General features: G+C 66.1%; 15 protein-coding genes and 1 pseudogene. 4 read left to right on the forward strand and 12 right to left on the reverse strand.

All coding sequences use genetic code 11. The features are described 5' to 3' along the window. Positions 1 to 2 precede the first annotated feature (2 nt). The 11 genes and pseudogenes from ftsW to dinB all read right to left on the reverse strand — a co-directional run bounded on the left by ftsW (position 3) and on the right by dinB (position 13634). Entirely contained in the window at positions 3 to 1283 is a 1281-nt protein-coding gene (ftsW, locus tag ARGLB_RS09885; RefSeq protein ID WP_003801750.1) for a putative lipid II flippase FtsW, read from the reverse strand. Positions 1284 to 1285: 2 nt separating this feature from the next. Next, positions 1286 to 2867 (reverse strand): annotated as a pseudogene (gene murD / locus ARGLB_RS09890) (UDP-N-acetylmuramoyl-L-alanine--D-glutamate ligase). A gap of 20 nt (positions 2868 to 2887) precedes the next feature. After that, positions 2888 to 3997, reverse strand: coding sequence for a phospho-N-acetylmuramoyl-pentapeptide-transferase (gene mraY, locus ARGLB_RS09895; protein ID WP_003801757.1), 1110 nt, complete (start codon positions 3995 to 3997; stop codon positions 2888 to 2890). Next, positions 3994 to 5466 carry a UDP-N-acetylmuramoyl-tripeptide--D-alanyl-D-alanine ligase gene (locus ARGLB_RS09900; protein ID WP_003801759.1) on the reverse strand — a complete coding sequence of 491 codons (1473 nt, stop codon included), beginning with the start codon at positions 5464 to 5466 and terminating at the stop codon, positions 3994 to 3996. The genes mraY and ARGLB_RS09900 overlap by 4 nt, the downstream gene beginning before the upstream one ends. Before the next feature lie 6 nt (positions 5467 to 5472). Next, the gene (locus ARGLB_RS09905) at positions 5473 to 7143 is read right to left on the reverse strand and encodes a UDP-N-acetylmuramoyl-L-alanyl-D-glutamate--2,6-diaminopimelate ligase (RefSeq protein WP_003801760.1); all 1671 of its coding nucleotides are present in this window, start codon (positions 7141 to 7143) and stop codon (positions 5473 to 5475) included. A 117-nt stretch (positions 7144 to 7260) separates the two neighbouring features. Continuing rightward, positions 7261 to 9069, reverse strand: coding sequence for a peptidoglycan D,D-transpeptidase FtsI family protein (locus ARGLB_RS09910; protein WP_003801762.1), 1809 nt, complete (start codon positions 9067 to 9069; stop codon positions 7261 to 7263). A 44-nt stretch (positions 9070 to 9113) separates the two neighbouring features. After that, positions 9114 to 9779 (reverse strand): cell division protein FtsL, encoded by a 666-nt coding sequence (gene ftsL, locus ARGLB_RS09915; RefSeq protein ID WP_003801765.1) that lies wholly within the window; start codon positions 9777 to 9779, stop codon positions 9114 to 9116. Further along, positions 9776 to 10774 carry a 16S rRNA (cytosine(1402)-N(4))-methyltransferase RsmH gene (rsmH, locus tag ARGLB_RS09920; protein ID WP_003801767.1) on the reverse strand — a complete coding sequence of 333 codons (999 nt, stop codon included), beginning with the start codon at positions 10772 to 10774 and terminating at the stop codon, positions 9776 to 9778. The genes ftsL and rsmH overlap by 4 nt, the downstream gene beginning before the upstream one ends. A gap of 153 nt (positions 10775 to 10927) precedes the next feature. Further along, complete coding sequence (gene mraZ, locus ARGLB_RS09925) at positions 10928 to 11356, reverse strand: division/cell wall cluster transcriptional repressor MraZ (protein WP_003801769.1); 429 nt, start codon at positions 11354 to 11356, stop codon at positions 10928 to 10930. A gap of 414 nt (positions 11357 to 11770) precedes the next feature. Next, positions 11771 to 12142 (reverse strand): SCO2097 family morphological protein, encoded by a 372-nt coding sequence (locus tag ARGLB_RS09930; RefSeq protein WP_003801771.1) that lies wholly within the window; start codon positions 12140 to 12142, stop codon positions 11771 to 11773. Between the two features lie 331 nt (positions 12143 to 12473). After that, on the reverse strand, positions 12474 to 13634 hold the full coding sequence (dinB, locus tag ARGLB_RS09935) for a DNA polymerase IV (RefSeq protein WP_085929194.1): 1161 nt from the start codon (positions 13632 to 13634) through the stop codon (positions 12474 to 12476). A 141-nt stretch (positions 13635 to 13775) separates the two neighbouring features. On the opposite strand from dinB, the gene ARGLB_RS09940 reads away from it, so the two are divergent. Continuing rightward, the gene (locus ARGLB_RS09940) at positions 13776 to 14321 is read left to right on the forward strand and encodes a hypothetical protein (RefSeq protein ID WP_245531508.1); all 546 of its coding nucleotides are present in this window, start codon (positions 13776 to 13778) and stop codon (positions 14319 to 14321) included. Continuing rightward, positions 14318 to 15412: a polyprenyl synthetase family protein gene (locus ARGLB_RS09945; RefSeq protein WP_085929195.1), complete on the forward strand. Its 1095-nt coding sequence runs from the start codon at positions 14318 to 14320 to the stop codon at positions 15410 to 15412. The genes ARGLB_RS09940 and ARGLB_RS09945 overlap by 4 nt, the downstream gene beginning before the upstream one ends. A 71-nt stretch (positions 15413 to 15483) precedes the next feature. Here ARGLB_RS09945 and ARGLB_RS09950 read toward each other — a convergent pair whose 3' ends face one another. Next, positions 15484 to 15837, reverse strand: coding sequence for an Rv2175c family DNA-binding protein (locus ARGLB_RS09950; protein WP_003801779.1), 354 nt, complete (start codon positions 15835 to 15837; stop codon positions 15484 to 15486). A gap of 250 nt (positions 15838 to 16087) precedes the next feature. On the opposite strand from ARGLB_RS09950, the gene ARGLB_RS09955 reads away from it, so the two are divergent. Next, a complete protein-coding gene (locus ARGLB_RS09955) occupies positions 16088 to 17407 on the forward strand; it encodes a lytic transglycosylase domain-containing protein (protein WP_003801780.1) in 1320 nt (439 codons plus the stop codon). A gap of 113 nt (positions 17408 to 17520) precedes the next feature. Then, positions 17521 to 19767 carry a Stk1 family PASTA domain-containing Ser/Thr kinase gene (locus ARGLB_RS09960; RefSeq protein WP_003801782.1) on the forward strand — a complete coding sequence of 749 codons (2247 nt, stop codon included), beginning with the start codon at positions 17521 to 17523 and terminating at the stop codon, positions 19765 to 19767. Positions 19768 to 19778: the final 11 nt, after the last annotated feature.

Genomic DNA, 19778 nt, shown 5'->3' on the forward strand with positions numbered 1-19778 from the left:
GTTTACGCTTTCGTACGGGATTTCTTGCGCCCGGGCAACCGCCACGGGCCGAGCAGTTTGCGGGGCCGGATGTTGGGCGCCATCTGTTCGCGGGCCAGTGACAACACTACGCCGATCGCGCAGAGCGACATCAGCAGCGCCGAGCCGCCGTAGGAGATGAACGGCAGGGGAACGCCGATCACCGGCATCAGGCCGGTGACCACGGCCATGTTGACCGTGCCCTGGCCCAGCAGCCACACCATGATGGTGCCGGCCAGGACCCGGTGGAACAGGTCCTCCTGCGCCACCACCACGCGGTAGATGGCGGCGCCCAGGATGGCGAACAGGACAAGTACGACGACGGTCCCCACCAGCCCGAGTTCCTCACCGATGATGGCGAAAATGAAGTCGTTGTGGGCTTCGGGGATCCAGCTGTATTTCTGCCGGCTCTGCCCGAGCCCCACGCCGAACCAGCCGCCCGATGCCAGTCCGTAAAGGCCGTTGGTGGACTGGTAGTTGGCGTCGATGCCGTCGCCGCAACTCTGGCCGGTCCACCACGAGGTGATGCGGCAGACGCGGTTGGAGCTGGTCATGGCCATGAACGCTATGACGGCACCGAGGCCCACGGCCGCGAACCCGAACAGGTACAGGCGCACGCCGGCGAAGAACAGGGCGGCGGCCGTGATGAGCATGATGATCATGCCGGTGCCGAGGTCGTTTCCGATCAGGACCAGTCCGATGATCCCGCCGGCGATGGGAACCACGGGGACCACAGCGTGTCCCCACTGGTGCAGCAGGGAGGCCTTCTTGGCCAGCACGGTGGCCATCCACAGTGCCAGGGCAAGCTTGGCCGCCTCGGACGGCTGCAGGGTGAAGAACCCGCCGATGTCGATCCAGTTCTTGTTGCCGTTGACGCTGGTGCCGATGACCAGCACGAGCCCCAGCAGGGCATAGGCGATGATGATGCCCGGCCAGGCAAGGCGCTTCAGCCATACGACGTTGATCCGCGACAGCATGAACATGCAGAAGGTGCCGATTCCGGCGAAAAGCCCCTGTTTGAGGGCTGCCGTGTAGGGCGACTCGCCGGCCGCGATGGCCTCCACGCTGGACGCCGAGAGCACCATCATGATGCCGATGGCGGTCAGGGCCAGCGTGGTGCCCAGGATGAGGTAGTAGGTGGAGCCGTTGCGCGACTTGCCGTTTCCCTCGAGGGCGGACCAGAAGCGCCGGTACCAGCGGAGCAGCCGGCCGCTCTCCCCCGCCCGCTGCCGGGTGGCCGCGGGACGTGTGGGCGTGCTGACCATTCTTACTCCTTGCCGGTCCGGGCCTCCCCTTCCACGAGCCCGCGGACCGCTGCAATGAAGGCGTCGCCACGGTGAGCATAGGAAGAGAACTGATCCATGGATGCAGCAGCCGGAGCCATCAGCACAGTGTCACCCGAGGCGGCGAGCTGCGCCGCCGATTCGACGGCCCGCGCCATCACTGCCTCCCCGGTTTCAGCTGATTCCGGTGCGGCGTCATGCCCGGTTCCGGCTGACTGCACAATTTCAGTGTGGCCTGCCGCCGGCCGGATGACGGGGACATCCGGTGCGTGTCGCTGCAGGGACTCTTCCAGCGACGCTGTGTCCTTGCCGATCAGCACCACGGCCTTCAGGCGGCGGGCATGGTCGCGGACCAGGTCGTCGTAGCTGACGCCCTTGGACAGGCCGCCGGCAATCCACACCACCGGGTCGAACGCAGCCAGGGAGGCTGAGGCTGCGTGCGGGTTGGTGGCTTTGGAGTCATTGATCCAGAGAACGCCGTTCTGCTTGGCGACCGGCTGGATGCGGTGGCTTCCGGGGATGTAGGCTTGCAGCCCTTCCCGCACGTGCTCAGGGCTGACGCCGTAGGCCCGCACCAGGCCTGCGGCGGCCAGGGCGTTGGCCACCATGTGACGGGGTGCCACCGGGCCGAGGTCGGACATGGACGCCAGTTCCACGGCGCTGTCCTTGCGTTCGGCGATGAACGCCCGGTCCACGAGCAGGCCCTCCACGACGCCGAGCATGCTGATGGCGGGCGTGAGGGTGGTGAAGGCCACCGCGCGGCAGCCTTCCACCACGTCCGCGTCCTCCACCATGCGTTCGGTTTCGATCTGCTCGTCGTTGTAGATGCAGGCCTTCTGGGTGTTTTCGTAGATTTTTGGCCTTGTCGGCGAGGTAGGACTCGTAGGAGCCGTGCCAGTCCACGTGGTCTTCAGCGACGTTGAGGCAGACGCTGGCGACTGCCGAGACAGACTCCGACCAGTGCAGCTGGAAGCTGGAGAGTTCCACCGCGAAGACGTCATACTCCACCGGGTCACGCAGGGCGTCGAGGATCGGCGTGCCGACGTTGCCCACGGCGATCGCCTTCAGGCCTGCGGCCCGCAGCATGGACTCGGTCAGGCCGACCGTCGTCGTTTTGCCGTTGGTGCCGGTGATGGTGAGCCAGTCAGCTGTCTTCCGGCCTTCGCGGACGCGCAGTCGCCAGGCGAGTTCGACGTCGCCCCAGACCGGGATGTGGGCGCGGGAGGCGGCCGCGAGCAAAGCCTGGTCCGGGCGCCAGCCCGGCGAAGTGACCACGAGGTCCGGCTTCAGGCCGTCGATCTTTGGCAGCGCGCGGACGGCATCCTCACCCAGGAGAACGTCGGCCGCGCCCACGATCCGCAGCGTGTCCGCCTTGGCCTGGGCTGTTTCCGTGGTGGCGCCGTCGACCACCACCACGCGGGCACCGAGTTCGATCAGCGTGTCCGCAGCGGCGAAGCCCGAGACGCCGATCCCGGTGACCACGACGCGCAGCCCGGCCCAGTCGGAGTCCCAGCTAACCAGGCCGCTGAGCCGCGCCGGACCGGTTACCGCCGGACCCGCCGTCATGTTGTGGGATTCGGAGCCGTTCACAGCAGGACCACCCATTCTGCGTAGAAGATGCCAAGCCCCGCGGCGACGAACAGGCCGGCGAGGATCCAGAACCGGACCACCACGGTGACTTCCGCCCAGCCCTTGAGTTCGAAGTGGTGCTGCAGGGGTGCCATCTTGAAGAAGCGCTTGCCCTTGGTCACCTTGAAGTAGCCCACCTGGATGATGACGGAGAGCGTGATAAGGACGAACAAGCCGCCGATGAAGGCCAGCAGCAGTTCGGTGCGGGACAGGATGGCGAACCCGGCGATGGCGCCGCCGATCGCGAGGGAGCCGGTGTCACCCATGAAGATCTTGGCCGGTGAGGTGTTCCACCACAGGAAGCCCACCAGCGCGGCGCTCATGATGGCTGCGAGAAGCGCGAGGTCCAGGGGATCCCGGACGGAATAGCAGCCGCTGCCCGCCTGGCGGGGTGAACCACAGGCTTGGTTGCTCTGCCAGATGCCCATCAGCGTGTAGGCGCCAAACACCATGACCGCGGCGCCGGCGGCCAGCCCGTCCAGGCCGTCGGTGAGGTTTACGCCGTTCGTCGCCGCCGTGACGATGAGGTTTGACCACAGCACGAACAGGATGGCACCAAGCACGGTGCCGCCGAACGCGAGGTCCAGCCACGGGATGTCACGGACCAGCGAGATTTTGGTGGAGGCCGGGGTGAGGCCGTCGGGATCCGGGAAGTAGAGGGCCATGACGGCGAAGATGATGCCCACGGCCGCCTGGAGGATGAGCTTGGCCTTGGCGTTCAGGCCGAGGCTGCGCTGCCGGGAAATCTTGATGAAGTCGTCGAGGAAGCCCACCAGGCCCATCCCCACCATCAGGAAGAGCAGCAGCAGCGCCGACGCGGACGGCCCGGCCGACCGCGGGTTCATGAGCCACATGATCAGGTGGGTCAGTCCGTAGCTCAGCAGGACCGCGCCCACCACCACGGTGCCACCCATTGTGGGCGTGCCACGTTTGGTGTGGTGCGACGTCGGTCCGTCATCGCGGATGAACTGGCCATAGCTCTTGCGGACCAACAGCCGGATGAACAGCGGCGTACCCACCAGTGCCAGCAGCAGGGCCAGGCCAGCGCCGATCAGAAGTGCAATCACAGCAGCTCGCTCCCTTCATTGGCAGATGTGGGGGTGGCATGTGGGGGTAATGCTATCCGATCGCCCAAATGGCGAAGTCCCACGCTGTTGGAGGACTTGAAGAGCACCAGGTCGCCGGGTTCGAGCTGCTCCTGGAGCAGTTCGTAGGCTTCATCAACGGTCTCGGCGAAGATGCATTCATCGCCCCAGGACCCCTCCTGCACTGCGGAAACGTACAGCGAACGCGCTTCGCGGCCCACCACCAGGAGGCGGGAGATGTTCAGCCGCACCACCTGCGTGCCGACGGCGGTGTGCTCGCGGATGGAATCGTCGCCCAGTTCCAGCATGGCCCCGAGCACGGCCCAGGTGCGGCGGCCGCGGCCCAGATCGGCCAGCGTGCGCAGCGCAGCCCGCATGGATTCCGGGTTGGCGTTGTACGCGTCGTTGATGACCGTGACGCCGTCGGGCCGTTCGGTCCGCTCCATGCGCCAGCGGCTGGCCGCGGACTGGGAACTCAGTGATGCGCCGATCCGGTCAGCCGGCACACCTGCCGCGTGCGCGGCCGCTGCTGCGGCGAGGAGGTTCGCAACATGGTGTTCGCCGATGAGTTTGCTGGTGACCCTCACCGTGGGCTCCCCCGGCACTTCGAGGTCAAACTCCGGGTTGCCCGAGGCGTTGGTGTCCAGGTTGGCGGCCCGGACGGCAGGAGCGTCCGGCTCAGCATCACGGGAGGAGAAGCCCAGGACAGTTGCCTGGGTCCGCGCCGCCATGGGAGCAACGCGCAAGTCGTCAAGGTTCAGCACGGCGGTGCCTTCGGCGGGGAGCGCCTCGGCGAGTTCGCCCTTGGCGGCGGCGATGTTTTCCACGCCACCGAATTCCCCGGCGTGGGCTGTTCCCACGCCGAGCACCACTCCGATTTCGGGCCGGACCATGTCGGCCAGGTAGCGGATGTGTCCGATGCCCGTGGCGCCCATTTCGATGACCAGGAACCGGGTATCAAAGCCCGCCTGGAAGACCGTGAGGGGCACTCCGACCTCTCCGTTGTAGGAACCCTGGGGTGCAACGGTCGGCGCTTCAGCCGACAGGATACCCGCGAGGAGGTCCTTGGTGGTGGTCTTGCCGGCCGAACCGGTGATGCCGATGACCGTCAGCGCCTCACCGGCGGCCTCGCGGTGGTGCCTGATCCGCCGGACAGCCTCTGCCGCAAGGGCGCCCATGGCCAGCACCGCATCCGCGACAACGACCGACGGGTAGGTCCGGCCGGCGTCGTCCTTGATTTCGCGTTCAGTGAGGGCCAGCACCGCGCCGCGGCCAAAGGCCGCACCAACGAAGCTGTGCCCGTCTGCGCTTTCGCCCGGTTTGGCGACATAGAGGGAGCCGGTAACGGCCTCCCGCGAATCGGTCACCACGGATCCCGGGGTGACGTCGGGGTCGGCAAGCAGCCGGCCGTTGGTGATTTCGGCGATTTCCGCCGCAGTTAGTTCAATCATGTCGGTCTAGGACTCTATCCCGTCGTCTTGGAGAACGGTGAATCCTCGTGCCGTCAAGGCGTTCCGTAGTTCCACCCTGTCGTCGAGGGCAAGGTTCACTCCCTTGACCTCCTGCCACACTTCGTGCCCCCGCCCCGCAATGAGGATGGTGTCCTCCGGTGCCGCCAGGTTGACGGCCTCCCGGATGGCAGCGTCCCGCGGATAAACCTCCATGATTTTGCAGTCCAACTGCTCGGCTTCCTTGGCGTCCGTGGCACCTACCAGCACCTCGGCGCGGATCGCCGCGGCGTCCTCATCATGGGGGTCGTCGTCGCTGACGATCACGACGTCGGCAAGCCGGGCCGCGGTGGCGCCCATGGACGGGCGCTTGCCCTGGTCGCGCTGGCCCGTGGCGCCGAAGACCACGATGACCTTGGACGCGGGCTCCGGGGACCGGACGGCCGCCAGGGCGCGTGCCAGTGCATCGGTGTTGTGCGCGAAGTCGACGACGGCGGCCGGCCGGGTGGAGACGAGCTGCATACGGCCCGGCACCGCCACAGTGAACGGATCTTTGGAATCGAGTGCTGCCTGCACTTCGGCGGGGTCTGCGCCGCCGGCGAGCACCATGGCCAGGGCCAGTGCCGCGTTGGAGACATTGAAGGCCCCGGGCAGCCCGGTGTGCACGCGGAGTTCCGTGCCGTTCCGGCCGCGGAGGGTGAATTCCGTACCGAGTCCGCGGGGCTTTGAGTCCGTGACCGTCCAGTCGGCTCCTGCCGGCCCGGCCGGGTCCGCTTCCGGCCCGCTGCCGGGCTGGATGGTTGCCAGCGTGGTGACCGGAAGCTCAGTCTGGGCGGCAAGCCGTCGTCCCCACTCGTCGTCGACCGTCACGACGGCGGCACGGGCACGTTCGGCGGTGAAAAGCTCCGCTTTGGTCCGGTAGTACTCCTCCATGGTGCCGTGCAGGTCCAGGTGGTCCTGGGTCAGGTTGGTGAAACCGACGACGTCGAAGACCACGCCGTCCACCCGGCGGAAGGAAACCGCGTGCGAGGAGACTTCCATGGATGCGGCGTCGAGCCCGCGTTCCCGCATGAGGGCCAGCAGGGCGTGGACATCCGTGGATTCCGGGGTGGTCAGGAGGCTTGGGATCGGGTCTCCGCCGGCCAGGATCTCGATGGTGCCGATGAGTCCGGTCTTCTTGCCCATCGCCTGCAGCAGGGCGTTGATGAAGTACGTGGTGGTGGTTTTTCCGTTGGTGCCCGTCACGCCGAACATCGAGGGGCCCGGAAGGTCGGCGTCCTGGCTCCGGTAGATCAGCCTGGACAGCCGGCCCACCACACTGCGGGGTTCCGCCACCACCAGCACGGGCACAGCGATGTCCGACCCCAGGGCAAGGAGTCTCGCGCCGGCGTCGTCCGTCAGCACCGCCACCGCGCCGGCCTCGAGCGCCGTCCTCGCGAAGTCCGCGCCGTGCCGCGCCGCTCCCGGCAGGGCAACATACAGGTCCCCGCGCTCCACGGTCCGGGAGTCGAGCGAGATGCCGGTGACCTGAACCGATTCGGAGGCCCCGGGCACGGTGACGCCTACTGACTGGCCGACGACACCGAGCTCGACGGCGGCGACGGCGGTGGGCCGGAAGCCGCTCTTGGATGCCTGCCCCTCCGGGGCGTCGGCAGTGCCGGGGTCATGGTGCTGTGGCAACTGAATCTCCGTTGGTGCTGGTGGACCGGCGGACACCACCGAACTGTTTGTTCAGGTGTGCCGCGGTCTTATCTTGGCGGGCGTTACTTGGTGTACTGCGTTACTTGGCGAACTGCGTCATTTTGCAAACTGCGGCAGCCTGACGGGCGCGCCCTTGGACGGCGGAACGTTGTACGTCCGCAGCGCCTGGCTCATGACCGAGCGGAACACGGGCCCGTTGGTGATCCCGTAAATGGACCCCTTGGGACGCTGCAGGACCACCTCCACAATAAACCGCGGATCGTCCATCGGCGCCATCCCCACCATCGAGGCGGTGTAGCCGCAGAAGCCAGCAGTCCCGTCGTCGCAGGGCGATTGCGAGGTGCCCGTCTTGGCTCCGACCCGGTAGCCGTCGATGGCGGCCTCCTTGATCTGGCCTTCCGTGACGGCACTTTCGAGGATGTCCCTCACCTGCTGGGCTGTCTCCTCCGAGACCACCCTGCGGGGCGGCTTGGCCGCCACCTTGTCTTCGGTTCCGTCGGGGCTGATGTAGCTGTCGATGAGCCGCGGCTGCAGCATCACGCCGTCATTGGCGATGGACTGGTAGGCGCGGACTGTCTGGAGTGTCGACTGCGAAACACCCTGGCCGAACAGCACCGTGTACTGCTGGCGGCCGTCCCACTGGTCGGCCGGGGTCAGGATGCCCTTCGCTTCCGCCGGCAACCCGATCTCCGGCGCCTCGCCGATGCCGAATTTCTGCAGCCAGTCGTGGCGCTGGTCCTTGGTGAGGCGCTGGCCCGCCATTACGGTGCCCGTGTTCATGGACCAGCCCAGGATGCCCGCCAGGGTCCGCTTCTCGGTCCCGTGGGAAAAGGAATCGTCGAACTGCTGGCCATCCACCACCAGAGACGGCGGGATAACGAAGGTGTCCAGCGGTTTGGCCTTGCCTTCTTCGATGACGGCGGCGGCGGTGATCATCTTTTCCACGGACCCCGGCTCGTACGCCGCCGTGACGGAGCGGACGCCGCGGTCCTTGGCTGCCACCTTGCCGGGGTCGTTGGGGTCGGGCGTGTTGGTGTCGGCCATGGCGATGATGTTGCCGGTCTTAACGTCCGAGACGATGATGACCCCCCACTCGGCGCTGAGCTTGTCCGCCTGGGTCTGGATGGCCTGCTGGGCGAAGTACTGGAGATCGGAGTTCAGGGTGAGCTTGACGTCCTTGCCGTCCTGCGCGGGCGTCAGTTCGTCGATGCCCACGGGAATGCGGAGGCCGTCGGCGCCGATTTCGAAGACGCGCTTGCCCGCGGTGCCACGCAGTATCCCGTCCTGGGTCTGTTCGAGGCCGGCCTGGCCGGTGGTTCCGTTCTCCAGGAAACCCACAATGCCGCCGGCCACGGAGCCGTTCGGGTACACGCGCTTGCTGGTGCCTTCGGAGAAGATGCCCGGGATCTGCAGTTCCGAAACCCGGTTTTCGACGTCCGGCCGGAGGTCCTTGGCCACGATGTAGTACGTCCTGGTTCCGGTGACTGATTTGCGCACGTCCCCGGCATCCATGCCCAGGACGGCAGCAAGCTCGGCGATCCCCTGGTCACGCGACACGGTGACGAGCTCGTCCTTGCCGTTCACCTTTTCAAGCCGCTTGAAGGATTCGGTCTTGGTATTTACAGACTGGTCAACTGTGATGTTGTAGCGGATAACACTGTTGGCCAGCACGGTGCCATTCGCGTCCAGGATACTGCCGCGTTCGGCCGGCAGCACGGTGGGGCGCAGCCGGTTGTCAAGGGCAGCTTCAGCCATGCCGCCAACGTCCAGCCCCTGCACCAGGAACAGCTTTCCGCCGACCACCACCAGCAGCGCAAGCATGATGCTGAGTCCGAGGCGGAGCCTCTTCGTGGCGTTAGCGGCCTTCTTCTTGCTTGCCTTGCTCTTGCCTTGCGCCACGCTCATCCCCTACTGCTTGCCATGCGGGCTACCAGCCGCCTGTTCCTTCCCTACTGCCCCGGCGTCCTTTGCTCAGGCGCCGGAATGGTGCCCCCGTTGAGGGCGGCCGGCTTGGCTGCAGCTGCCGGTTCGGCCGGCTTCGCAGCCGCCGGGGTCTCCGGCTGGGCAGCTGCCGTTTCACCGGCAGCCGGGGCCCTGCTTGCCAGCGGCTCGCCCGAACTGGCGGGCGGAACCACATTCAGCTGACCCGGGACGGCAGGGGCAGCGATCACCGCTCCTGCCGAGTCTCCCTTGACCGCCGGTTTGGCATCCCCGCTCACGGTCAGCGTGGAAAGATCAATCTGTCCCTTGCCGGTGGCAGCAACCATTCCCAATTCTGAAGCCTTGGCAGCCAGATTCTGGGGAGCCTCGAAGTTTTGCACCTGCTGTGTCAGGTCCTGGTTCTGCTTGGTCAGTGCGGTCTGTTCGGCACGGAGCTTGACCAGCTGGTACTGGGCCGTGGATACAGAGATGTTGAGCACCAGCACCGCGATCAGTGCGGCCGCCAGCATACCGAAGCAGAGAACAACAAAGGGCGCGCGGCGCTTCCTCGGTGCGGACCGGACCAGGGACAGCGGGGTGCGCGCCTTGCGGGCCGAACCCGGAAGGCCGGCCTCTACATCCTGGACGCTCGGGCCTGACGGAAGGGCGAGGTTCTTGGCAGCTGCTGCGCTCATGTTGCTCTCCTGGCTCTGATACGTTCCACTGCGCGCAGCCGGGCTGATGCTGCACGCGAATTCTCTGCGATCTCGACGGCGGTAGGCACCTCGGTGCCTTTGGTCAGGGTTTTGAGTTCGGCCTTGTGTTCTTCGAGCTCCACCGGGAAACCGAGCGGAGCTGACGATTTGGAGCGGGTCTGGAAGACGCCCTTGACGATCTTGTCTTCCAGGGAGTGGTAGGACATCACAACGATCCGGCCGCCAAGGGCGATGGCATCCACCGCTGCCGGAACGGCACGCTCAAGGACTTCGAGTTCCTCATTGACTTCGATGCGCAGTGCCTGGAAGGTGCGTTTGGCCGGGTGCCCGCCGGATTTGGCCGCGGCGGCCGGAACCACTGCCCGGATCTGTTCGACGAGTTCCCCCGTGGTGGTGAACGGCTTCGCGGCCCGGGCGTTAACGATCCTGTTGGCGATGCGCCCCGCGAACTTTTCCTCACCCCACTTGCGGATGATCCTGACCAGTTCCTCTTCGCTGTAGGTGTTAACGACGTCCGCCGCCGTCTGGCCGCGGCTGGTATCCATCCGCATGTCCAGGGGTGCGTCAAAGGAATACGCGAAACCGCGTTCCCGCTCGTCGAGCTGCAGGGACGAGACCCCGAGGTCCATCAGGATGCCGTGGACTTCGGGAATGCCGAGGTCCTCAAGCACCTCGCCGATCTCGTCGTACACAGCGTGAACCAGGTCCGTGCGCGCCGCGAAGGGCTTGAGCCGCTCACCTGCCAGCGCCAGGGCTTCCTCGTCACGGTCGATGCCCACCAGGTGCAGGTCAGGAAAACGCTGGAGCATGGCTTCGGAGTGCCCGCCCATGCCGAGCGTGGCGTCGATGGCCACCGGTATCTCTCCGCGCAGGCGTGCCGCTTCGAATCCGGGCGCCAAAAGATTGATGCACCGGTCCTTCAGGACCGGCACATGCCGTTCGGACGTAGGCTTCGGCTGGTCGGGTTCTGTCACGCCTTCGTCCTTCCTTGAGCGCCTCGTGTGCTTCTTGGGCCAGATCCCCATCCGCGCCTATCCCCGCGGCTGCCTGGCTCCGGGGAAGTGAGCCAGGTAGTCGTCAAGGATGGGCGGCTGGAGATCTCGTCCAAGAAACGGATTCGGGCCGGCCTAAAGGATGCCGGCGATGGGGTTGTCGGTTTCAGCGAAGGAGGTTTCCTTCTCTGCAAGGTACGTATTCCAGGCCTGGGCGTCCCAGATCTCAGCTCGGGTGCCGGCCCCAATAACAGCCAACTCCCTGCCGAGCCCTGCGTACTCCCGGAGCGCGGGAGGTATGGTCACGCGCCCCTGCTTGTCAGGCACCTCGTCCGAGGCTCCAGAGAGAAAAACCCGGATGTAGTCACGAGCCTGCTTGTTGGAGATCGGAGCCTCCCGGATCTGCTCGTGAACCCTCGCGAATTCCTGCTCGCTGAAGACGTAGATGCAGCGCTCCTGACCTCGGGTGAGAACAAGTCCGCCGGCAAGCTCCTCGCGGAACTTAGCGGGAAGAATGATCCTGCCCTTTTCGTCAAGACGCGGTGAGTGTGTCCCAAGGAACACGTCCCACCGCCCGTCTGCCGTCAGAAGCCGAACAACCCCCGCGCTGCCACTACCCTCTTACGCGCCCCACTTTACTCCACTTCTCCCCACAGTCAACGCGACGCGGACGTTTCTCACCGGTTTGGACAAACATTTTTCCGCGGAATGGCGGGGATTTTTGCCGGGGGTGGAAAGTGGAGGGGAATCGCGCCGGCCCTCAGATGGCATCCGCAGCGAGATCAGGCTCGGAGCACGGGCTCCCGGCATCAGTTCCGTGGCTTAAAGCAGAATGACCCGCCGCAGCGGGTCATTCCTGGATTATGGGCGCCCACCCGGGATAGCCCCGGTGGTGCTATGTGGAGGGTGGTGCTATGTGGAGGGTGCTACGAAGTGGAGGTGGCGGGAAGTGGAGGAGGTGGGAAGTGGAGCGTTGGCTCAGGACTCCCCGCGGCGCCTTTCATCCCATCGTTCTTCGAGGCTGTTCATGAAGGAGCTCTTGTTCTTCGACTTACGGCCATGCCCGCCGGCCTTTGCTTTGCCGGCCGCAACGCTGCGCATCGTGGCAAAGTAAACTCCGGCACCCATGACGACGAACCCGAGGACCCCTACAAATATGTTCTGGAGGGAAACCCCCACCAGGAGGAGCAGCACCCCGGCCAGCGTGGCCAGTACGCCAATCACAATGTGCCGGGTGGACCAGCTGCGGCCGGGATCCGAGCCCATGGAATTGGCGAACTTGGGATCGTCCTCATGCAGTTGCCTCTCGAGTTGCTCGAGCAGCTTCTGTTCGTGCTCCGAGAGCGGCATCACGACCTCCTTAAGTAGGCCAACGTCCAGACAGGTCGGAACCGGTTGTTCCTGCCCCGTCAACGACCGGCATGCCATCCAGGTTCCCGGCCTGCCAACCTCGGCAGATCCAGGGATTCAAGCATACGTACGTGGCGGGTCGGGTGATCCACACATGTCCAGACGTTCGAAATCTTTGTATCTATAAGGATAGTTTGTTAGGCGCTGTTCTGAAAGACGCTGTTCACGGGCGGCAACACTCCCCAAGGCCCTGAACTGGCCCGGATCTTCGGCCGTGAACGCGGTTTCCCGCACCCTCGGGTGTCGCGGGAATCACGTCAGCCGGAACTCATCAGGAGTTGCCGCTGCCCGGCTCAAGCAGCCGGGCCGGAAGCACGGACTTACTGCCGAATTTCTGGGCCACTTTGTCCAGCGCCTGTTCGGCGGCCCGCCAGTTGTCATCGCGCCTGTCCAGGCTCAGTTGGAGGGAGGTCTGGGCGGCGGCTTCCAGCTGCTCCGCACGGACGCCCACCAGCCGGACCGTCAGGGGCCGGCTGCCCAGTGACTCCAGCAGCTGGATGGCCACTGCATAGATGAGCTGCGCACTGTCCAGTGGCGTGTGGACGGTGCGGCTTCGGGTTACGGTGGAGAAGTCGGCGTACCGCAGCTTGAGCGCCACCGTCCGGGCCACCAGCCCCGAAGCACGAAGCCGCTCGGCGGTGCGGTGGGACAGCCGCAGCAGCTCCCTGTGCAGCAGGGCATCGTCCGCCGTGTCCGCAGCGAACGTTTCCTCCGCTCCGATGCTTTTCTCGACCCGCACCGGCGTGACAGTCCGGCTGTCGATACCCCAGGAGAGCCGGTGGACGTGCTCACCGGTGGCGCCCAGCACCTTCTTGAGCGAGGAGACCGGCGTGGCAGCGACGTCCGCCACGGTACGGATTCCCATGCGGGCCAGCACCTCCGCCGTCTTGCCCCCGACACCCCAGAGGGCATTGACCGGAAGGCTGTGAAGATACGGTACGGTCTGCTCCGGCCGGATGAGCAGCAGGCCGTCCGGCTTGCACCGGGTTGAGGCGATCTTGGCCACGAACTTGCTGGCGGCGATCCCCACGGACGCCGTAATGCCCAGTTCGCCGGCGACCCTCCGCCGGATCAACTGCCCGATTTCCGACGGCGGACCGAGCCTGCGGATCGCGCCGCCGACGTCCAGGAACGCCTCGTCAACACTGAGCGGCTCGACGAGCTCGGTGATGGACTCAAATATCGCCATCAGCTGGCCGGACACTTCGTAATACAGCTTGTGCCGGGGCTCGATGATGGCGGCCTGCGGACACAGCCTGCGGGCCACCGCCATGGGCATCGCCGATTTCACGCCGAACCTGCGTGCCTCGTACGACGCAGACAGCACAACGGAACGCTCCGCAGGAAAGCCTACGATGACCGGCCGGCCGCGCAGGTCAGGGCGGGCCCTCAGTTCAACCGAGACAAAAAACGCATCCATGTCGACGTGCATAATGCTCGCCCGCCGAAGGTCCCGCAGCCGCGCTTCCGTCTGCTCTCTGTCTTCGTCCGGCCCCACAACTGCAATCCTATGCCCTGCACCTGACTAAACTGGAGGCTGAATCCGGCATCAACACCCAGGAGGACCGCACCTGTGAAGGTCATTCGAACGCTCATGCCTGCCCGCCTTGGGCTGCTCGCCGCTGGAGCGGCCGTAGTGGCGGCGGCGTCAGCGTGCACACCACAGGAACCCGGTTCCGCGACGTCCGCGTCAGCGGCGCCGGCATCCTCGTCCGCAGTGGCGACTGCCACGGCGTCCGCGACCGCAACCGCCAGCCCCAGTGCAACACCTGGCACGTCGGCCACCGTGGGGGCGCTCGTCGCCGGCTTCCCGTCAAAGCTTCTTCCCGTGATGCCCGGGACCAAGGTGGTTGCCAGCAGCTTCGATAAGTCAACATCCCCGGCCACCGCCGCACTGGTGGGATCAACCGCCGCCAAGCCGGCCGCCGTCGTCGCGTATTACACCAAAGCCCTGGAGGCACAGGGCTTCAAACCCGTTCCCGGCAACACGGTGGGCAGCGTGGCGTCCAAGGACTTCGTGCGGGCGGGCAACGAGACCGTTAACATCGCCGTCCCCGCAACCGGCGGAATTTCCACCTTCACCATCGGCGCCAACGTGACGCCCGAGTCCGTCAAGTGATGGTGGCCGAGCAGCTTCGCGTGGAGCAGGCGGACTTCGTGGCCGCCGTAGCGGGAAAGCTCACAGACTTCTTGACAACCCGGCAGTCGATCATGATGGCAATCTCGCCGGACATCGATCCCATCATGGGGTCCATCTCCAACCTGGTCACCGGAGGGAAGCGGCTTCGTGCCCTCATGTGCTACTGGGGATGGCGCGGAGCGGGCGGCCCCGCCTCGGCCAAGGACATCGTCACAGCAGGCGCCGCGCTTGAGCTGTTCCAGGCGGCAGCCCTGATCCACGACGACATCATCGACCGGTCGGACACCCGCCGCGGCGGACCCAGCGTGCACCGCCGGTTCAGCCAGCTCCACGAGTCCCAGGGCTGGGCCCTCGACAGCGAACGCTTCGGCCACGCCGCGGCCATTCTGGCCGGCGACCTCTGCCTATCCTTCAGCGAGGAAGCCTTCACCGATATCGGCGAAACGGCAGCCTCAGGAAGCAGGGCAAGGCTGATCTTCAACCTGATGCGTTCGGAGGTCATGGCCGGCCAGTACCTGGACATCCTCGAAGAGGTGGCCGGGCCGGTCCGGGACCGCGCCGGGGCCGTCAGCCGCGCCCAGTCGATCATCCGCTTCAAGTCGGCCAAGTACTCGACGGAACATCCGCTCGCCCTGGGCGGTGCGCTCGGCGGAGCCTCGGACGAACTGCTCCGCGGCTACTCCGCGTTCGCCCTCCCCCTGGGCGAGGCCTTCCAGCTTCGAGACGACGTCCTGGGCGTTTTCGGCGACCCGGTCACCACTGGAAAGCCAGCGGGAGACGACCTCCGGGAAGGCAAGCGGACGGTCCTCGTGGCCTTCGCCCTGGACCTGGCCACCCCCGAGGAGTCCGCGTTCATCGACTCAAAGCTTGGCAGCCCCGACCTGGGTGAGGAAGACGTGGCCGAGATCCGCCGGATCATCGCGGACTGCGGTGCGCTGCAGGCCACGGAAGTGCTGATCGAGGAATTCGGTGCAGCGGCGTACGCGGCACTGGAGGTCCTGCCGCTGGAAGACCTCCCCAAGACCGCGCTGCGGCGGCTGGCTGAGGCGACAGTGAGCCGGGCCGCCTGATCGGCTGGCCCGGCCCCTCCATCAGGCTGGGTTAGTTACCAGGCTGGGTTAGTTGCCAGGCTGGGCTGGTTCTACCAGGCCAGGGACTGCGCCCGGCGTCGGATTTCCGTCTTGCGGCCTTCACGGAGGGCATCAATGGGCCGCCCGCGAAGTGACTCGTCAGGGGTAAAAAGCCAGCCGATAAGCTCCTCGTCAGAGAAACCGGCGTCTGACAGCACCACAATCGTGCCCTTGAGGCTGTCCACGACGTGGCCGTCCTGGAGGAAAGCCGCGGGCACCGAACGGATCCGCCGTTCCCCGACCCGCAGGGCCGCCAGCGCGCGCTCGTCAAGGAGCCCGTGGACTTTGGTAATGGACACATCCAGCAACTGGGCGACGTCGGGCAGGGGCAGCCAGTCGCCTACAAGGGTTTCTACAGTACTCACGGGTCAAGGTTGCCATGTCGGGCGCCCGCAAGCCTAGTCGAAACAGCTCACGTGTGCGCCCGCTCCATTTTCGCGCGCGACACTCCCAGCCGGGCAGATTTCCCGGCTGAAAGCCCGTTCTTGTGCTAACCGAAAAATCGTGAGAGATTCACATAGATAACATTCGCAACACGATTAACATCAGTAACATTGGTATCACGAGCAACTGGCATGACCGACAGCATTCGCCGCTGAGAAGAGGATCTTTCCCATGACGACGACCCGCTCCACTAAGCAGTCACCCCGGCCGGGGCTGCCCCTGATCGCGGCCACGACGGCCACGCTCCCCGCCGTCATGCTTTCCTCCCTTGCGGTCGCCCAGCCCGCAGATGCCGACACCCGGCCCCAAACCGTGCCCGCAACACTCGCCGCCGCCATCGAGGCACAGGCGGCAGCAGTCAGAGCTGGCATCATCCCCGCAGCCGCCGTGCCGGCCGCGCTCCCGTCGGGCCTTCAGCCCACCCGCGTCACCCCGACGGCCCACACGGTGGTCCGCGGGGACACGGTCAGCGGCATCGCCGGCCGGTACGGGCTGAGCACCACTGCCGTGCTGAAGCTCAACAACCTGAAATCGAACTCCGTGATCTACCCGGGGCAGCGGATCAAGCTGAAGGCAGCCGCCGCTCCGGCGGCCAGGACTGCTGCTGCGCCTGCCAGCACCGCTGCCAGGACGTACACGGTCAAGTCCGGCGACACACTGGGCGGCATCGCCGGGCGGCACGGCGTCAGGCTCTCCCAGGTGCTCAGCTGGAACGGGCTCAAGGTGACGTCGATCATCTACCCCGGCCAGAAGATCCGCCTCGGCGCCGGCACGGCTGTCGCGGCGGCACCGGCCAAGGCGGCAGCACCGGCCGCCACCCGCTCAGCCTCCTACGTCATCAAGTCCGGGGACACGCTGTCCGGCATCGCGGCCAGGCACGGCGTCAAGCTCGCGGACATCCTGTCGGCGAACCGGCTGAAGGTCACCAGCATCATTTACCCCGGCCAGAAGCTCGCCATTCCCGGCAAGGCCGCAGCCGTCCAGCCGGCATCCAGCGTCACGCCGCTCGTGCCCAGCTCGTTCCTTGGCTACACCTACCCGGCAGCCGTGGTCAGCTCGGCCAACAAGAACAAGGCCCTGCTCAACGCCTCGCCGGTTCCGTCGCTTGCCCAGATGCAGTCCATCGTGGCCGACACGGCACGGCGGATGGGCGTGGATCCGGCGCTGGCACAGGCCTTCGCGTACCAGGAATCCGGGTTCAACCAGCGGGCGGTGTCTCCGGCCAACGCCATCGGCACCATGCAGGTCATCCCCTCCTCCGGCGAATGGGCATCCGACCTCGTGGGCCGGAAGCTGAACCTGCTTGATCCGTATGACAATGCCACCGCCGGAGTCGCCATCATCCGCCAGCTGATCCGGACCAGCAAGAGCCTGGACTACGCCATCGCCGGCTATTACCAGGGCCAGTACTCGGTCAACAAGCACGGAATGTACACCGACACCAAGCGCTACGTCGCAGCCATCAAGGCACACCGTAAGAACTTCAGCTGACACCCTCAACTGACCCCGGTGCCGGCAGATCCCGGCTCCGGGGAGCATAACGATACGGGTCCGGATCGCATGTTGATTCGGACCCGTTTCCGTGCAGCACTTAGTATCGAAGAGTGCAGGAAAACGCTTTAGGCAGTCTCGTTGGGTCCCTGGTGGACAACCGCTACCAGGTGAAATCCCGGTTGGCGCGGGGCGGGATGTCCACCGTCTATGTGGCCACGGACCAGAGGCTGGACCGTGATGTTGCCCTGAAAGTCCTGCATCCACATCTGGTCAACGACGGCAGTTTCCTGGACCGCCTGGCCCGCGAAGCACGGGCAGCCGCCAAGCTCTCACACCCGCATGTGGTGGGCGTCCTCGACCAGGGGCACGATGGAGACACCGCCTACCTCGTGATGGAGTACATCAAGGGGCACACCCTCCGCGACGTCATCAACAGCAAGGGCGCCCTGTCCCCCCGGCTGGCCCTGGCACTCATCGATCCGGTGGTGGAAGGCCTGGGGGCTGCCCATGCCGCCGGCCTGATCCACCGCGACGTCAAGCCGGAGAACGTCCTGATCGCCGACGACGGCCGGATCAAGATCGGCGACTTCGGCCTCGCGCGCGCCGTGACGACGACAACCAGCACAGGTGCCCTGATCGGCACCGTCGCGTACCTCTCGCCGGAACTGGTCCTTGGCAAGCCGGCCGACGCACGAAGCGACATCTATTCCACGGGCATCATGCTGTTCGAGATGCTCACCGGACGCCAGCCGTTCGACGGCGACGTCCCCATCCAGGTGGCCTACCAGCACGTGAATTCTGCGGTGGGTGCCCCGTCAGGCCTGGTTCCAGGCCTCGCGGGGGAAGTGGACGAACTCGTGCAGTGGTGTACGGCCAGCGACCCCGAGCAACGGCCGGTGGACGGCAACGCCCTGCTCGCGGAACTCCGTCACATCCGGACCAACCTCACCGACACCGAACTTGACCTGCAACCCCCCGCAGCCATCCAGGCGGCCGCGTCGGCAGGTATGGCCCCCGGCCCCGGCCCGCGCGGCATGGGCGCTCCCCCGGCACCTGCCCGGATGCCGTCCCGCATGCCGCAGAGCCCACACGCCCAAGGAAACCAGGGAGGCCCCGGAAACCAGGCAAACCACACCGAGCTGCTCGCACCCATTCACGGCGATGACGTCCCCCGGGGCCGGCCCACGGAAGTCATTTCCCGCACCAGCAACCCGACCACCGTGTTTTCCGCCCCCGCCTCCCCACCTCCCGCCTCTTCAAGGCCTGCCGATTCAACTCCTGTCTCTTCAACTCCTGTCTCTTCAACTCACAGGCCGGTCCTCCCGCCCTACGGGTTCGACAACGACGACGACAGGGAGGCTGCCCCGCTCCCCCTGAGCAAGCGGGAACAGCGGAAGCTGGACCGCCACGAACAAAAGGAACGGTCGCGCGCCGCGGCCACTCCCGTCCGAACGCTCCGGGAAGGGAATTCCCGGCGCCGGGGAGCGCTCTGGATTGTGGTCCTGGTGATCCTGGCCCTTCTGGCCACGGGAGCGGGCTGGTTCTTCGGCATGGGCCCCGGCTCCCCCGGCACCGTGCCGGCCGTGGCGAACAGGACCGTGGCGGAGGCCCAGCAGCTGCTCCGGGACGCCGGTTTCCAGTCCAGTACCAAGGACGTCTTCGACGACGACGTCAAAGCCGGACTCGTGGTGGGATCAGAGCCGGACGCCGGAACGGAAATCCGCAAATTCCAGCAGGTCTCGCTGTTCGTGTCCAAGGGTCCGCAGCTATTTCCCCTGCCGCAGCTGACGGGCAAGACGCTCGATGCGTCCAAGGAAGCACTCAACGGGGCCGAGATGGCGCTGGGCAAGGTCACCGAAAAGTTCGATGAGGAGGTGCCTGCCGGCACGGTGCTGGGCCAGGCTCCGGCCCCGGGAACCGCCGTGCGGCATGGGACACCGGTAAGCCTCACTGTCTCGAAGGGCCCGCAGCCCATTCCCGTGCCGGACGTGCGCGGACAGGACCAGGACGCGGCGTTCCGTGCCATCGAATCCGCCGGCCTGAAAGCCGTCTTCGCCGACGAAACGGTGCATGACCGGAACGTTCCCAAGGGCGCCGTGGTCAGCCAGGAGCCTGCTTCAGGAACCCTGACAAAGGGCCAAACGGTCACCCTGACGATTTCCGAGGGGCCCAAGCTCGTGAAGGTGCCCAACTACATCGGCAAACAGGTGGAAGACGCAACCGAAGCGCTGCGGAAGCGCGGTTTCCAAGTCCGCGTCAACGAAGTCCTTGGCGGGTTCTTCGGCACGGTGCGGGACCAGGATCCCGTCGACACCGAGGTCCCTGAAGGCTCCGTCGTCACCCTCACCGTGGTCTAAGCCCGGACGGC

Origin of the sequence: Arthrobacter globiformis NBRC 12137 (genome assembly GCF_000238915.1) — a bacterium.
In the GTDB taxonomy this organism is placed as follows: Bacteria; Actinomycetota; Actinomycetes; order Actinomycetales; family Micrococcaceae; genus Arthrobacter; species Arthrobacter globiformis.

Coding starts and splice junctions, on each gene's coding strand:
- ftsW (WP_003801750.1), bottom strand. CDS start 1,283: ATGGTCAGCACGCCCACACGTCCCGCGGCCACCCGGCAGCGGGCGGGG.
- ARGLB_RS09900 (WP_003801759.1), bottom strand. CDS start 5,466: ATGATTGAACTAACTGCGGCGGAAATCGCCGAAATCACCAACGGCCGG.
- ARGLB_RS09910 (WP_003801762.1), bottom strand. CDS start 9,069: ATGAGCGTGGCGCAAGGCAAGAGCAAGGCAAGCAAGAAGAAGGCCGCT.
- ftsL (WP_003801765.1), bottom strand. CDS start 9,779: ATGAGCGCAGCAGCTGCCAAGAACCTCGCCCTTCCGTCAGGCCCGAGC.
- ARGLB_RS09930 (WP_003801771.1), bottom strand. CDS start 12,142: ATGCCGCTCTCGGAGCACGAACAGAAGCTGCTCGAGCAACTCGAGAGG.
- dinB (WP_085929194.1), bottom strand. CDS start 13,634: ATGCACGTCGACATGGATGCGTTTTTTGTCTCGGTTGAACTGAGGGCC.
- ARGLB_RS09955 (WP_003801780.1), top strand. CDS start 16,088: ATGACGACGACCCGCTCCACTAAGCAGTCACCCCGGCCGGGGCTGCCC.